Raw genomic sequence first — 14735 nt, forward strand, 5'->3', positions numbered from 1 at the left:
GGAGCCATATGGATATCAGGCGAAAGATCACGCAGGGCAAAAGCCTCACCCCCACCGAGCAACAACTTGGGCAAACGGCCCTCGCCATGGGCGAGGATGTGCGCGGGCTTTCCATTAAGGAATTTGCCGCGTGCGCCAACGTTTCGGTCGCGAGCGTGCACCGCTTTTGCAAAAAGCTCGGCCTCGAGGGATTCAAAGACCTCAAGGTCGAGCTCATCCGCCAGGCGACCGAGGCGGGCAATCGGCGCGACGTGGACATCAACTTTCCCTTCGATGCCACCTCCACCCCCGCACAGGTAATGGAGCGCATGGAGGGGCTCTACCAGACCACCTTGGCCGAAACGCAGGAACTGCTCGACCCCGCACAGCTCGACTACGCCGCCAAGCTCGTCATGCGCGCCGACACCGTGGACATCTACACGGGCTCGCATAACCTGTATCCAGCGGGAATGTTCCGCGATCGCTTGCTTTCCGCCGGTAAAAGCGCGACGTGCTACGGCAGCGTCGAGGCGCAGGTGCGTACGGCGCTCGCCTCGGGCCCCGACCATGTGGCGATTGTCATCTCCTACAGCGGCCTTGCCCCCAACCTCAGGGAGATCTTGCCGATCCTCAGCAGTCGACGCGTCCCGGTCATCGTCATCGGCACACCGTACTGCGCCCGCATTCACCCCGGCTTTGCCGCCTATCTCATGGTGAGCGACCACGAGAGTATGACGCACCGCATCACGCAGTTCGCCAGCCACATCGCCGTGCAATACGTGCTCGATTCGCTCTACAGCAGCTACTTTGCCAAAGATTACGCCCGCTGTTCCGAGTTCCTCGAGCGGTCGTTTCCCTACACCCGCCTGCCCGGGCTCAAGTAACGACGAGCGTGGATTTTTGGACACTCAGATAACGAGCGTGGATAATCTCCCACTTTGAGCCCGCACACAGGCCAAAACCGGGAGATTATCCACGCTCATTTTGGGTCCCCTGGGAAACGCATGAGGAGGGCGGATAGACAGCCGTTATTTGCGAGGCGTCAGCGACGTAAAGAGCCCGTGTTGGTTGCAGTAAAGATATATCCTGCCGCGCCCGGTAATATGGAAGCGCGGCTGCACCGATTGCTCTGGATAGAGCTTCTTAAAGCAGACGCCGTCCATAGTCGCATATGCCACAAAGCTAATGTAGTGATCCTTGGTCATGGGATGATCGAGCGTGACGTACCAATCGTCCTCGATGCGCTCGATGGAAAAGGCGTGGTCCGCGTCCGGCTCTTCGGCCTCCTGGGGAAACATCGTGGAGCCACAGCAGCTAAAGCTGCCTTCTCCGAGCGCGTGCACAACGTTTCCGCAGATAGGGCAAACGTAAAAGACGCCTTTGAGCATATTGCCTGCACGGTTGGCGTTGGCCCGAATGTCACCAGCCAAAAGCTCAGCCACGCTTATGCCGAGTCTCTGGGCCAAAGGCTCAACGAGGGAAATGTCGGGAAGGCCGCGGCCGGATTCCCACTTGCTGACGGCTTTATCGGTCACACCAAGGCTTTCCGCCAGGGCGCGCTGGGTGAGGCCGCGCTCTTCGCGCAGCTGCTTAATGGCATGCGCTGCCAAAAAAGTATGGGAGGCATTGGTTTGCCGTGTCTGGTTCATGGGCTGTCCAATCAAATTGAAGAAATGGAGTGAACCGGTTCGACAGTCAGTATCCATTTGAAGGCCAGGCTCGACAACCTACGCTGCGTAGACATGCGCCAATCGAACGAGCGCGGATTTTTGGACGCTCATCCTGAGTAGTCATTTAAGAACGTCCCCAATGACTACTCATTTATGTCTGTCCCCAATGACTACCACGGCAACGCCGATGTTTTGGTAGCGACAGCGAAAACCCGCCAGAGCGAGCAAGGTGCCTTGAAACGAGGCGGCATTGACCTTCTGGTCATGCCGCCGAAGTTGAAAGGCAGATTGCCGCTCTGGCGGGTTTGCAGCGTCGAGCAGTTACGGCGTTTGGTAAAACGCCGTAACTAACGAGCTCCGTACTGCTCGTAGTAGGCGTCGATAGCGGCCTTGAGCTCGTCATCGATGACGACCTTGCCGTCGATCTCGTGGTTGTAGAGGGTCTCGACGACCTCGGCCATGGAGACGATGCTCGCGACGGGGAAACCGTACTTGGCCTCGATCTCCTTCTGCGCGGTGGTCACGCCACCCTTGCCGACCTCCATGCGGTTGAGGGAAACGATAAGGCCCTTGATCTCGACATCGGCAGCAGCCTTGACCTTGGGGTAGGTCTCGTCGATGGACTTGCCGGAGGTGGTGACATCCTCGACCATAATCACGCGGTCGCCGTCCTGGGGCTCATAGCCCAAAAGGTTGCCCTTGTCGGCGCCGTGGTCCTTGGCCTCCTTGCGGTCGCAGCAGTACTTGACCTCCTTGCCGTACAGCTCGTGGTAGGCAATCGCGGTCACGACGGCCAGCGGAATACCCTTGTAGGCCGGCCCAAACAGGACATCAAAGTCGTCGCCAAAGTTATCGTGGATAGCCTGGGCGTAATACTCGCCCAGCTTCTTGAGCTGGTAGCCCGTCACGTAAGCGCCGGCGTTCATAAAGAACGGGGACTGACGGCCGCTCTTGAGCGTAAAGCTGCCGAACTTAAGAACGTCGGACTCGACCATAAACTTGATGAACTCTTGCTTGTAAGCCTCCATGCGGGCTCCTCTCGTAATCGCGTACGTGCTCTTCAGTTTAGCGCAGGCGAGGCGTCGATGTGGGCGCGCTTTGAGGCCACGTCATTCTGTAAAGGCTTTGTCAGGGACAATGGTTTTCCGAACAATGAGGTTGACACGGCAAACCCCCTCATCAAGAATACGGGCGGATTAAAACGGGTACGAGATACCCAAAGCGCGCCGCGCCCGGCCTTAAGGAGGTGTGCCATGGAAGGCAGCCATAGTCGAAAAACCTGCATGTCGCCCTCGGCACGCCGCAAGGACTCCGCACACGCATAAGCGCCACGAATCGATCGTCAAAACCACCACAAAGGTGCCTGTCCCCTTTGTGGTGGTTCGAGAGCATGACGTGAGCGACATCTAGGTTTTTAAAGCACATACGACACGTACGCTAACTCCCTTTAACAAGGAGGACCCTATGCTGATGCTCAAAACCGCCACGGTACTCGAAGTCATCTCCAAGCGCCGCCGCACGGCGCGCCCCGCCGCTCACACCGGCCTGTCCAAGAACACCATATTCGCCGCCACCCATAGCGCCGAGGACGCCCTCGTGCTGCTTGACGCCACGGCCGACGGACTCACTGCCGAACACGCCGCCGAGCGCCTGGACGCCGCCGGCCCCAACACCATCGAGGCGCCGACCAAGACGCTCGCCCGTCGCATCGCCGACGCGTTCATCGATCCCTTCGCCGGCATCCTCGCCGCGCTCGCGCTGGTCTCGCTCTACATCGACGTGCTCGCCGTACCCGAGCCCCAGCGCGATCCCTCCACGGTCATCGTCATCGGCATCATGCTGCTGGTATCGGGCAGCATGAAGTTTATCCAGGAGGCTCGCAGCGGCAATGCGGCCGAGGCCCTCAAGGGCCTGGTCTCCAACACCTGCTGTGCCCTGCGCGACGGCGAGCGTATCGAGATTCCCTTTGACGATCTCGTCCCCGGCGATGTAATCCGTCTCTCTGCCGGCGATATGGTGCCGGCCGATGCCCGCATCATCACCGCGCGCGACCTGTTTGTGATCGAGTCCGCACTCACCGGCGAGAGCGAGGCCGTCGAAAAGACCGCTGCCATCACCGTCGCCGAGGGTGCCGGCAGCTCCGCGCTGCCGCTCTCTGCCTGCAAAAACATCGTCTTTACCGGCACCTCCGTGCAAAACGGCACCGCTATAGCACTTGTCGTTGCCACCGGCTCGGACACCTACCTGGGCGGCATCGCCAAGATGCTCAACGGGCGCGGCGAGAAGAGCGCGTTTGACCGCGGCGTCTCGAGCGTCTCCATGCTGCTCGTACGCCTTATGCTCGTTATGGCGCCGGCCGTCTTTGCCATCAACGCCGCCACCAAGGGCAACGTCATCGACGCGCTGCTGTTCGCCACGAGCGTGGCCGTGGGCATCACGCCGCAGATGCTTCCCGTCATCGTGACCACGAGCCTGTCGCAGGGCGCCAAGGACCTCGCCCGCCGCCAGGTTATCGTCAAGGAGCTGCCGGCGATCCAAAACCTCGGTGCCATGGATGTCCTGTGCTGTGACAAGACCGGCACCCTCACCGAAGACCGCATCGTGCTCGAGCGCTATCTCAACACTGACGGCAACGAGGACGCACGCGTGCTGCGCCATGCGTTTTTGAACAGCTTCTTCCAGACCGGCCTCAAAAACCTTATCGACCTGGCCGTCATCGACCGTGCCGACGTGACGCCCTCGACTGTCGCGCCCGACTCCACGCTGGGCCAGAGCCTGCGCGACCGCTATACCAAGGTCGACGAGGTGCCCTTCGATTTCTCACGCCGTCGCCTGAGCGTAGTCGTCGCCGACGCCCAGGGCAAAACCCAGATGGTTACCAAGGGAGCTGCCGAGGAAATGCTCGAGATTTGCTCCTTTGTCGAGGTTGACTGTGTCGCCCAGCCGCTCAGCGAAAATAAGCTCGCCCAGATTCGCAAGCAAGTCGCCGAACTCAATGCCGAGGGCCTGCGCGTGATCGCCGTGGCGCAAAAGACCAATCCGCGCTGCGTGGGTGAGTTTGGCATCGCCGACGAGTGCGACATGGTGCTGATGGGCTTTTTGGCCTTCCTCGATCCGCCCAAGGCAAGTGCCGCCGGCGCCGTCGCCACCCTCGAGGCCAAGGGCGTGGCGGTCAAGGTCTTAACCGGCGACAACGACCGCGTGGCCGCCACCGTCTGCGAGCAGATCGGCATCGACGCGAGTAACGTCTTGCTGGGCTCCGAGATCGATGCGCTCGACGACGCCGAGCTTGCCGAGCGCGCTGAGAAAACTCATCTCTTTGCCAAACTCTCGCCGCTGCAGAAGGCGCGCCTGGTGCGCGTCATGCGCGAGCTGCTCGGTCACACCGTGGGCTTTATGGGCGACGGCATTAACGACGCCGCCGCCATGCGCGCGAGCGACTGCGGTATCTCGGTCGATTCCGCCGTCGACATCGCCAAGGAATCCGCCGATATCATCTTGCTTCAGAAGGATCTGGGCGTGCTCGAGCGCGGCGCCATCGAAGGCCGTCGCACCTACGGCAACCTGCTCAAGTACCTCAAGACCACGGTGAGCTCCAACTTTGGCAACGTGCTGTCCGTGACCGTCGCGAGCCTGTTCCTGCCGTTCTTGCCCATGAGCGCCCTGCAGCTGGTGCTGCTGTCGCTGGTCTACGAGATCGTATGCATCGCGCTGCCGTGGGACACCGTCGACGACGCCTGGACTGCCCGCCCGCGCGCCTGGGATGCCACGTCCATTAGGGGCTTTATGCTCGAGCTGGGCCCCGTGAGCTCGCTGTTTGACATCGCGACCTTCGTCGTCCTCTTCTTTGTGGTGTGCCCCGCAACCGTGGGCGCGAGCTGGGCAGAGCTTGCCGCCGCGGGCAACGTCGCAGGCATGGCGGCCTTTGCGGCGCTCTTCCAGAGCGGATGGTTTGTCGAGTCCATGTGGTCACAGACGCTCGTGATCCATATGCTGCGCTCCCCGCGCCTGCCGAGCCCGCGCGACCACGCCGCCCCCGCGCTGTGCGTCCTCACCGTGCTGGGTCTGGCACTCGTCACCTGGCTGCCGGCAAGCCCCATCGCCGATGCGCTGGGCCTCATGCCGCTGCCGCCGAGCTTCTTCGCGCTGCTCGTCGGCATCGTCACCGCCTATATCGCGCTCACCCAGCTGGTCAAGCGCCGCTACATCGCCCGCCACGGCGAGCTGCTGTAACTTCACCGGCACCTTCGTCAAGGATGTTTGGGCCGCCGCGACCCGCCCCCGCTGGCCGCAGCGGCCCAAAACAGCTAAAAAAGCCCCGTCCCAAATTAACTACCCAAAATGGGCCATGTGTCCCAGTTGTGGAGACTCCTTGAGCCGTCTGGGTATCGTGAAAGAATGTGTGCTCCCCCATCATCAAAAGTGACACACGCTACCAGTTGATGGGAGGCAGCCATGGGCTTCTTTGACAAGATGTTCGAGAAGAAAGAATGCGCGATTTGCGGTACCGAGCTGGGACTTCTAGGTAAGACCAAAATCAACGAAGGCTACCTGTGCAAAGAGTGCGCCGGCAAGCTCTCCCCCTACTTCCACGCCTATCGCTCCAGCACCGCGGACGATATCCGCGAGCAACTCGCCTACCGCGAGGCCAATGCCGAGCGCCTGGCCTCGTTCAACCCTACGCGCACGCTCTCTGCCGGACGCACCAACATCATGCTCGACGAAGACGCGGGTCTGCTGATCATTACCTCGCAGAGTCGCTGGCGCGACGCCAACCCCGACATCATCGAGTTCTCGCAGGTACTCGGCTGCGATATGGATATCGACGAGCACCGCACCGAGATCTATCGCGAGACCAAAGATGGCGAGCGCGAGAGCTACAATCCGCCGCGCTACGACCTGGATTACGACTTTAACCTGACCATCCACGTCAACACACCATACTTTACCGAGATCAACCTGCGCGTGAACGACTCCACCATCGATCAGCGTGGCTCCATCGAGTACCGCGAGGCCAAGCGCCAGGCAACCGAGGTCCGCGACGCCCTGGTGCAGCTGCGCCAGGAAACGCGCGACAGCGTCGTGGCCGCCAAGACCCCCAAGACCGCGGTGACCTGTCCCTTCTGCGGAGCCACCACCATTCCCGATGCCAGCGGACGCTGCGAATACTGCGGCGGCGCCATCGGCGCATAGCCCCCGGCACGGAAAGGACCGACCATGGCCTTCGAGAGCGTTAACTATCAGTGCCCCGCGTGTGGCGGCCCCCTGCATTTTGCCAGCGCCGAGCAAAAGCTCGTCTGCGACTACTGCGACTCGCGCTTTGAAGTCGAAGAAGTCGAAGTCCTCTATCGCGAGCGCCAGGACAAGGCAGACGCCAAAGCCGACGCTGCGGCAGCAGCGCCCAAGCCCGCCGCCGACGCTGCGGTGCAGGAGCTCGCCCAAAACGCCGGCTATATCTGCTCATCGTGTGGCGCCGAGCTAATCTCGGACGGTACCGTCGCCGTTACCACCTGCCCGTACTGCGGCAACCCCGCCGTGGCACCCGGTCAGCTCTCGGGCGACTTTTCACCCGACCTGGTGATTCCGTTTAGCTCGGACGCGACGACGTTATGGCTGCGCTCAAAGAGCATTACAAGGGCAAGATCCTGCTGCCCAAGAGCTTTGTCACCGGCAACCACATCGACGAAGTCCAAGGCGTTTACGTGCCGTTTTGGCTTTACGGCGCCCGCGTGGACGGCGAAGTGTACTTTGATGCTACCAACGAGACCGTGACTGAGGAATCCGATCGTACCGTCACGACCACCGACCACTACGACGCCTACCGTAAAGGCAATATCTCATTTGAGCGCGTGCCCGTCGATGGATCGTCCAAGATGCCCGACGGCCACATGGACGCCATTGAGCCGTTTGACTACGATGCCCTGCGCCCATTCTCGGTCGCGTATATGCCCGGCTACATCGCCAACCGCTACGACGAGGATTGCGAGACCTGCAAGGCGCGTGCCGAGCGCCGCATGGAGGAGAGCACGATCTCGGCCCTGCGCGAGACCGTCGTCGACGAATATGACGATGCCACGGTCGAAAGCAAGCAGCTCGACTACACCTGGGAAGACAGCAACTATGCGCTGTTCCCCGTCTGGATGCTCTCTACCTCGTGGAACGGCAAGAGCTACCTGTTTGCCATGAACGGCCAAACCGGCCGCATGGTCGGCGAGCTCCCCTGCTCCAAGCCCAAGCTCGCTATCGCCTCGGTGCTGTTCTTTGTGATTGGATTTGTCCTCTCCCAGATCCTCTTCATGGGTGAGAACGCCTTCGATCCGGATTACCTCGCCTTTGACATCGAGGGCATCCTCATCAACATCGTCGCGCCGCTGATCATCGTGATTATCGGAGACGTGCTACTGGTGGGCCAGCTCAAGACAGCCAACGAGGCCACCCACGCCGACGAGTACTGCGGCGAGCTCGACCTGGTCGAGAAGCACGACACCTTCAGCCGCACCGAGACCACCGTTGTCATGAAAGACGACAAGGACGACTAAGCAATCCAACCAATACCACCCGGCCTTTGACGAGAAAGGAGGATCACCATGGGACTCTTGAAAGCTGGATTGGGAGCTGCCGGCGGCGTCATGGCCGACCAGTGGAAGGAATTTATCTACTGCGAATCGATGCCTGCTGACGTCTTGGCCTGCAAGGGCAGCAAACGCACCGGTGGCCGCAGCTCCAACACGCGCGGCGAGGACAACGTCATCTCCAACGGCTCCGTCATCGCCGTCAACGACGGCCAGGGCATGCTCGTGGTGCAAAACGGCAAGATCATCGAAGTCGCACTGGAGCCCGGTGAGTTCGTCTTCGATACCGGCAGCGAGCCGAGCGTCTTTAGCGGCAACCTAGGCGATTCCATCAAGGAGACCTTCGCCAATATCGGCAGCCGCTTTACCTTTGGCGGCGACGCGGGCAAGGACCAGCGCGTCTACTTCATCAACACCAAGGAGATCATCGGCAACAAGTACGGCACCGCCTCGCCCGTGCCCTTCCGCGTGGTCGATAACAACATTGGCCTGGACGTTGACATCTCCGTGCGCTGCAACGGCGAGTACTCGTACCGCATCACCAACCCGCTGCTGTTCTACACCAACGTGTGCGGCAACGTGACCGATAGCTACACGCGCGACAAGATCGACAGCCAGCTTAAGTCCGAGCTGCTCACCGCCCTGCAGCCCGCCTTTGCCAAGATCTCGGAAATGGGCATCCGCTACAGCGCCATCCCCGGCCACACCACCGAGCTCGCCCGCGCGCTCAACGAGGTCCTCTCTGCCGATTGGCGTGACCTGCGCGGCGTCGAGATCGTGAGCTTTGGCGTCAACTCCATCGCCGCCTCGCAAGAGGACGAGCAGATGATCAAGGATCTGCAGAAAGCCGCGGTCATGCGCGATCCCACCATGGCGGCAGCCAACATTGCCAGCGCCCAGAGCGACGCAATGCGCGCGGCAGCCGCCAACCCCAACGGCGCGATGGCAGGCTTTATGGGCATGGGCATGGCAGGTGGCATGGGCGGCATGAACGCCAGCCGGCTGTTCGCCGCCGGCCAAGCACAGCAGCAGGCCGCCCCGCAGCCGGCTCCGGCACCCGCTCCCGCACCGGCTCCCGCCGCTGCTCCCGCGGCCGGCACATGGACCTGCAGCTGCGGCGCCACCAACACCGGCAAGTTCTGCTCCGAGTGTGGCAGTCCCGCACCCGCCCCGGCACCGGCCAAGTGGTTCTGCCCCAACTGCGGCAGCGAAAACGGCGGCAAGTTCTGCAGCAACTGCGGAACGCCCAGGCCCTAGCCCCTCTATCTGGTAATTGGCGGGGGATCCGCCACCCCCGCATTTGCTTCTATGGGTTTCGTTCGATAAAGGAGGACACCATGAAGACAACGTTCAAAAAGTCCGTACTCGCATTTCTGACATGCGTCCTTGCGCTCGCCTTTGCCCTGACGGGCTGCAGCGGCGGCGGCAAAGACCCCAAGGCCAACTTCGTCGGCAGCTGGGAACTCTCGGGTGGAACCCTGGAGGGCGAAGAACTGACCGATGAGTATATGGATATGTTCGAGGAATGGGGCATCAGCTGCATCTTGGTCCTGGACGAAGACGGCACGGGCAGCCTCGATTTGTTCTCCGAAGTTTCCGACCTAAAGTGGGAGGCCAAGGACGCTACCACCGCGAGCATCACCGTCGACAAGGAGACGACCGACGTGAAGCTCGAGGACGGCAAGCTTGTCCTTGAGGACGGCGAGGACAAGCTCATCTTTAGCAAGTCCGATAAGGACCTATCCGGTACCGTGAAGAAGGATCGCGAGGCCGCCGAGAAGGAAGAGGAAGTCGAGGAGGCCGTCGAAGACGGCGATGTCCAGAGCGTCGAAATCTCCCCCGCCGTCACCGTCGCCGATGACGATTTGTGCACCATCACCATCACCGAGAAGTTCCAGGACGACTGGGGCGACATCGGCTTTGTCGTCAACATCGTCAACAAGAGCGACAAGGACCTGACCTTCTACGCTCCCACCGGCAAGACAAACGTCAACGGCACCATGAAGGAAGCCTGGTTCTCGGCCCACCTGATGCCCGGCACCAACGCCACCGAAGAGTTCACCTTCTCGAAGGGCACGCTTGACAGCTTCGACAGCCTAGTCAACACGACCATCGGCATCGACGCCTACCTGACCGATTCCTACGAGGACGTCGCCTCCTACAGCGCAACCATCGCATAACGGCGGACACCGATAGCCGCGGATTGGCGGACACATCCGCGCACACCAGACGGTGCCGCAGGAGTTGATCCTGCGGCACCGTCGCCTTGCGCCGACAACACTGCCCATACAAGCAGACCGCCTGCCGTTTTTAGATGCGAAACGGCGGGCGGTCTATCTTTACGGCGCCGGAACACGGGCGAGCGCGTCGATTACGAGCGCTCCATGTTGGGAACGATGCTGCCCTCGGTCACCGCATGCACGGCCAGGCGCATGATATTGTCGTAGCCGGTCTTGTTGAGGATCTCCGAGATGCGGCGCTTGATGGTGCCCTCGCTCATAAACAGCTCGGCCGCAATTTCGCGACGGCTCTTGCCCTCGCAGGCAAGGCGCAAAATCGACAGCTCGACATCGTCGAGGGCCGCCGTGCCCGAGAAGATGCTCTCGGGAGGCTTGGGAAACGTGCAGTAGCCCGCCAGCGTGGAACGCATCACGGCGAATAGCTCGTCGATACCGACGTTCTTATACACAAAGCTATCGACGCCCGCCTCGCGCGCCTGGTCCACAAAGGTGATCTCGGGCATGCCCGTCATGATGATGACGCGGCACTCGGGCAGCTCCTCTTTAATACGCGCCGCCGCCACAATGCCGTTGGAGTCATGCTCGGTGCACACGTCCATCAGTATCATGTCCGGGCGCTCCTTGAGCACAACGTCCAAGGCATCCGAGGCGTCGGCGATCGCGGCGACAACCGTCATGTCGGGCTGGTCACCCACGGAACGCGCGAGGCTCTCGCGCAAGATAGCCTGATCTTCGACAATTAACACGCGGATCATGAGTTTCTCCTTTGGGACGTGTCGCTAGCGTTAAGCGGAATGGATACCGTAAGCGTAAAGGGCGGGGTGGCGTGGACCTCTAGGCTGCCACCCAGATCTTGCGCGACATGCCTCATACCTGGGATACCCGTTCCCTCGCGATACGATACGGGGGCCGGGGACCCGTCGTTAGAAATCGTCATGTGCGCGACGGCGTCAGCATCCGTCCTCTCCTGCCACAAGCGCACATGGACCCGATGCGCCTGCGCATGCTTGGTGGCGTTGGTCGAGGCCTCGCGGATAATCTGCAAAAAGGCAGCGGCGACACGCGCGTCCTCAGGCAGCGCACCCTCAACATCGATCTGCACGCTCACCAGGCCAAAAGCATGGACGATATCGCCCAGTTGCTCTGCCGGTTCGGTGTCGCCCCCGCTGCGCAGATCGGCAGCGATTGAGCGCAGCAGCGGGTCGATCTGCTCGAGTGACTCGTCATCCAGGCGCCCTTCCTCCAGATAACGATGGAGAATGGACAGGCGCTGCCCGATCACATCGTGAACGCGGGTGCGCATGCGCAGATAGGCCGCATTGTCGGCAACTTTTTTGACTTCTTCGATCTGGGCCTGGAGCTCTTGGCCCGCAAGCTCAAGCAGGTGATTGGCCTGCGCCAGGCGGTCATGCGCATGCGCATACTCTGTCACGTCCAGACCGATTATGCGCTCGAACGAACGGCCCGAGACCATAACGTCATCGCACACAAACAGGCGAATCTCGGCGGGAGAAACCTCGACCACCGCACGCGCCTCACCAAAGCGGTCCAGGTTGATCCGCACGCGGTTCTTACCGCCTTCGGGCATTTGCATGCTGAGCTTGCGCAGGTCGTTCCATGTACCGCTCATATCGCCTAGGTCGGTGGGCATATGAAGCTCCGCCAGGTTTTTGCGCATGCAGCGGTTCATGAGCAGTGGACGGCCCCTCGAGTCCAGATACAGGATGCCCACGGGAATCACGTTGATGGTTTCAATCGTCGAGAACGCGGTGATATCCTCTTGGCGGTTACGGACGTCCATCAAGAGCGCCGCGACGGAACGGAACAGGAAGAACGCTCCCTCTGCGATAAGGACAACGGCCCACACCGAGCCCATGGCAAAAACCACCGGCGGTGTCACGGCGCCAACAAGCAGCAGCTCGGCCAGCATGACAGGGCGACGATAGCGCACCATAAGGACCACGCCATAGGCAAAGATCGCGGCATTGAGCCACAGCACTCCGCCCATTGCCCTGGCGCAAACGTCAAGCGACGCCACCAGATACGAGCCAGACGACGCGAATAAGATGAGCGCCGAAATCATCAGGTGAAGCACCAGGCTCGTCTCGTAGGCGCAAATCACCTTACGGTTATAGGACGAGCGGCGCGATGCGATGAGCGGGACGTGGATCATCTGCAGACACGCAGCCAGGGCAAAGACAACATCGAGCGCAACGATTTGGGGAAGGATGAACGAAATCTGCATCGTCACTCACCCGCCCTCGGCATCAAGACGATCATGCGCAGCTGGCCGGGCTCGCCCTCAAGGCGGTATGCCACGTTGCGCCCTTGCAGAGCGCTTTCGAGCTCTTGCGCAGCGGGCGTCTGCGAAAGATCTTCATCATCGTTGGAAAAAAGCGTGGCGCGCAGCTCGACACTGCACCGGTCATGGTCGCCCAAGTGATACATAAGCGCCGGATGGTCGGTGGTGTAGGCAAAAAACGCAAAGTCATACACGCAGTCGTACAGGGCGCTTACCGTACTGGCGTGCATCGGGCGCCGTATGGCGATAATCGAGGCGCAATCGACATCGATGGTGCGTAGGTCACTTGCAAGCTCGTTGGCGATGAGCTGAATGCGGTCGCGGTCAAAACCGCTCTCCCCGTGCTGTGCCAACGTGAGCGACCCCTTGCGTTTGCAATAGGCGACGAGCATCTTGGCGCGCTGCAGCATGCGGTAACGCTCGTGCGAAGATGCCTCATCGGTCAACGGCGGCAGCGAGCTCAGCAGGTCGTACATCCCTTCGAGCGCACGGGCAAGCGCTTGGTCCACGTCTTGGACCAGTAAGGTCTCGGCCTCTTGGTCTGCCAAATGTGTCTTAAGGTCGTAGTCGGCGGCAAGCAGCTCATTTTGGCGTTGCAGCTCCATGCGACGATGCGCCAGTTCGCGATTGAGTTCGTTGAGCTCCGAGACGTCCTGGGCAAGGAGAGCCGATCCACCCAGCAGCGGAAAGGCGCGATACATTACATCGGGATCGGACGCCACGGCAAAGGCGTGAGCGTGCCCGTGCTCTTGGACCCGCAACTCCTCACGCACGCCTACCGGCATTGGCTTTGACACCGGCGTGACATAGACTTCCTGCAGGTCACGCGTTAGAACTTTGAGGTCAAGCGGCAAGGTGCCGAAAATACCGGCGATATCGTGGTACGACGGGATGACACCGCAATCGAGACAGATTTCCATCGCCACCACGCACAGGACGCAGTAGACAAGTGAAAAATTAAGCCTCCATGCCCAGGGCACACGCAGCGCATATGAAATGGCAAAGAACGCGCCGCCCAATAGGACAAGCGCGGCCGTGCCCGAGAAACGCTGAATACGAAAAGACGAGGACCGTCCTACCAAGATAAAAAAGGCAACGAAGTTAAAGGCTGTCCATACCAGAACGGTACCGTAGCCCCAACCATATGTGTAATCGTTGCTCCAGGTTCCACTCGATCGATCGAAATGGAAGACCTGCTGATGAACATCGTTAGTAAGCACAAAGCCGATAAGCAGGACAGCCATGACCCACAAAACGGTGCGGTACCGACGCCCCATACGATGCTGTTCCAAACCCGCGAGGCGCAGACCGCACAGCTGGTAGACCAGCGGAATGAGCGTCATGGGCACGTAGTACAGGTACCACAGCACGGTGGCATAGAACGGCGTGAACGACTTATATTTGAGGATGACCTCGATCATCCACAGGGCACAAATGGCGGCGATGGCAACAAGGCGGCGGCGCAAGACGTAGTCCAAGCAGCGTAGGTACGCCAACACACCCCAGATTGAAAATGCAATTGCGGCGACAAGCAGCGGGAGAGAGCTCGAGTGGACGAGCGCATCCACGACCTCTTCGGACACCTCGCTATAGGCGGGCACGGTGTTGGAAAGCTTGGGGTCGGAGACGAACAGTGCCGGCAAGACTGCCAAAAGCATAAGGAACAGCGCGGTAATGGCGCCGGCGATAACAAAGACGCGGTGGCGATACACGCCATGCGATATGCCAACAAGGAATCGCGGCATGGCGAAGAGCCTGCCGCCCCTGGGATCCGCCACGGGTGCGGATCGGGCGGCCGCGTGGCCGATATGTCGCTCGCAGGTACCCATAGTGCTTTTAGTGTACCGACAGGCGGGCCCAAAAAGCGGGCCACATGTCCCAAAATCCGCCGACGGCGAGGGACGTCGCCAGCGACTAGTCGTTTAAGAACGTCCCCAATGACTAAGACAAAACGAGCGAGGATTTTTGGACG

At 60.7% G+C, this 14735-nt stretch carries 11 protein-coding genes; 6 read left to right on the plus strand and 5 right to left on the minus strand.

All coding sequences use genetic code 11. From position 1 onward, the window contains the following. The first annotated feature begins 8 nt into the window (after window positions 1–8). Window positions 9–863, plus strand: coding sequence for a MurR/RpiR family transcriptional regulator (locus AAAX31_RS04395; RefSeq protein ID WP_117839942.1), 855 nt, complete (start codon window positions 9–11; stop codon window positions 861–863). 144 nt (window positions 864–1007) lie between these two features. Here the strand turns inward: AAAX31_RS04395 and AAAX31_RS04400 are convergent, their stop codons facing one another. Both AAAX31_RS04400 and pyrE read right to left on the minus strand, forming a co-directional pair. Next, on the minus strand, window positions 1008–1628 hold the full coding sequence (locus AAAX31_RS04400; RefSeq protein WP_117839941.1) for a helix-turn-helix domain-containing protein: 621 nt from the start codon (window positions 1626–1628) through the stop codon (window positions 1008–1010). 368 nt (window positions 1629–1996) lie between these two features. Beyond that, a complete protein-coding gene (pyrE, locus tag AAAX31_RS04405; RefSeq protein WP_152074526.1) occupies window positions 1997–2677 on the minus strand; it encodes an orotate phosphoribosyltransferase in 681 nt (226 codons plus the stop codon). A gap of 436 nt (window positions 2678–3113) precedes the next feature. Between pyrE and mgtA the strand changes: the two genes are divergently transcribed. From mgtA to AAAX31_RS04430, 5 genes are all read left to right on the plus strand, one after another. Beyond that, on the plus strand, window positions 3114–5882 hold the full coding sequence (mgtA, locus tag AAAX31_RS04410) for a magnesium-translocating P-type ATPase (RefSeq protein ID WP_349076294.1): 2769 nt from the start codon (window positions 3114–3116) through the stop codon (window positions 5880–5882). Between the two features lie 222 nt (window positions 5883–6104). Beyond that, the gene (locus AAAX31_RS04415; protein WP_349076295.1) at window positions 6105–6842 is read left to right on the plus strand and encodes a DUF4428 domain-containing protein; all 738 of its coding nucleotides are present in this window, start codon (window positions 6105–6107) and stop codon (window positions 6840–6842) included. A 24-nt stretch (window positions 6843–6866) separates the two neighbouring features. Then, window positions 6867–7421 carry a Trm112 family protein gene (locus tag AAAX31_RS04420; protein ID WP_349076296.1) on the plus strand — a complete coding sequence of 185 codons (555 nt, stop codon included), beginning with the start codon at window positions 6867–6869 and terminating at the stop codon, window positions 7419–7421. Between the two features lie 815 nt (window positions 7422–8236). Next, window positions 8237–9478 (plus strand): SPFH domain-containing protein, encoded by a 1242-nt coding sequence (locus AAAX31_RS04425; protein WP_349076297.1) that lies wholly within the window; start codon window positions 8237–8239, stop codon window positions 9476–9478. An 80-nt stretch (window positions 9479–9558) separates the two neighbouring features. Then, complete coding sequence (locus tag AAAX31_RS04430; RefSeq protein WP_349076298.1) at window positions 9559–10401, plus strand: hypothetical protein; 843 nt, start codon at window positions 9559–9561, stop codon at window positions 10399–10401. Between the two features lie 191 nt (window positions 10402–10592). On the opposite strand, the gene AAAX31_RS04435 is transcribed toward AAAX31_RS04430, so the two are convergent. From AAAX31_RS04435 to AAAX31_RS04445, 3 genes are read right to left on the minus strand one after another with little or no spacing between them, the layout of a single operon-like run. After that, window positions 10593–11216 (minus strand): response regulator transcription factor, encoded by a 624-nt coding sequence (locus tag AAAX31_RS04435; protein WP_117842985.1) that lies wholly within the window; start codon window positions 11214–11216, stop codon window positions 10593–10595. Further along, the gene (locus AAAX31_RS04440; RefSeq protein WP_147334499.1) at window positions 11213–12706 is read right to left on the minus strand and encodes a sensor histidine kinase; all 1494 of its coding nucleotides are present in this window, start codon (window positions 12704–12706) and stop codon (window positions 11213–11215) included. Before AAAX31_RS04440 ends, AAAX31_RS04435 begins: the two co-directional genes overlap by 4 nt. Before the next feature lie 2 nt (window positions 12707–12708). After that, window positions 12709–14508: a histidine kinase N-terminal 7TM domain-containing protein gene (locus AAAX31_RS04445; protein ID WP_158558611.1), complete on the minus strand. Its 1800-nt coding sequence runs from the start codon at window positions 14506–14508 to the stop codon at window positions 12709–12711. Window positions 14509–14735: the final 227 nt, after the last annotated feature.

It is taken from the genome of Collinsella sp. CLA-ER-H5, assembly GCF_040092375.1.
In the GTDB taxonomy this organism is placed as follows: Bacteria; Actinomycetota; Coriobacteriia; order Coriobacteriales; family Coriobacteriaceae; genus Collinsella.

Bases quoted from the DNA above. Each gene is read 5' to 3' on its own strand.
- AAAX31_RS04425 (WP_349076297.1), top strand. From the start codon at position 8,237: ATGGGACTCTTGAAAGCTGGATTGGGAGCTGCCGGCGGCGTCATGGCC.
- AAAX31_RS04400 (WP_117839941.1), bottom strand. From the start codon at position 1,628: ATGAACCAGACACGGCAAACCAATGCCTCCCATACTTTTTTGGCAGCG.
- pyrE (WP_152074526.1), bottom strand. From the start codon at position 2,677: ATGGAGGCTTACAAGCAAGAGTTCATCAAGTTTATGGTCGAGTCCGAC.
- AAAX31_RS04430 (WP_349076298.1), top strand. From the start codon at position 9,559: ATGAAGACAACGTTCAAAAAGTCCGTACTCGCATTTCTGACATGCGTC.
- AAAX31_RS04440 (WP_147334499.1), bottom strand. From the start codon at position 12,706: ATGCAGATTTCGTTCATCCTTCCCCAAATCGTTGCGCTCGATGTTGTC.
- AAAX31_RS04420 (WP_349076296.1), top strand. From the start codon at position 6,867: ATGGCCTTCGAGAGCGTTAACTATCAGTGCCCCGCGTGTGGCGGCCCC.
- mgtA (WP_349076294.1), top strand. From the start codon at position 3,114: ATGCTGATGCTCAAAACCGCCACGGTACTCGAAGTCATCTCCAAGCGC.
- AAAX31_RS04395 (WP_117839942.1), top strand. From the start codon at position 9: ATGGATATCAGGCGAAAGATCACGCAGGGCAAAAGCCTCACCCCCACC.
- AAAX31_RS04415 (WP_349076295.1), top strand. From the start codon at position 6,105: ATGGGCTTCTTTGACAAGATGTTCGAGAAGAAAGAATGCGCGATTTGC.
- AAAX31_RS04435 (WP_117842985.1), bottom strand. From the start codon at position 11,216: ATGATCCGCGTGTTAATTGTCGAAGATCAGGCTATCTTGCGCGAGAGC.
- AAAX31_RS04445 (WP_158558611.1), bottom strand. From the start codon at position 14,508: ATGCCGCGATTCCTTGTTGGCATATCGCATGGCGTGTATCGCCACCGC.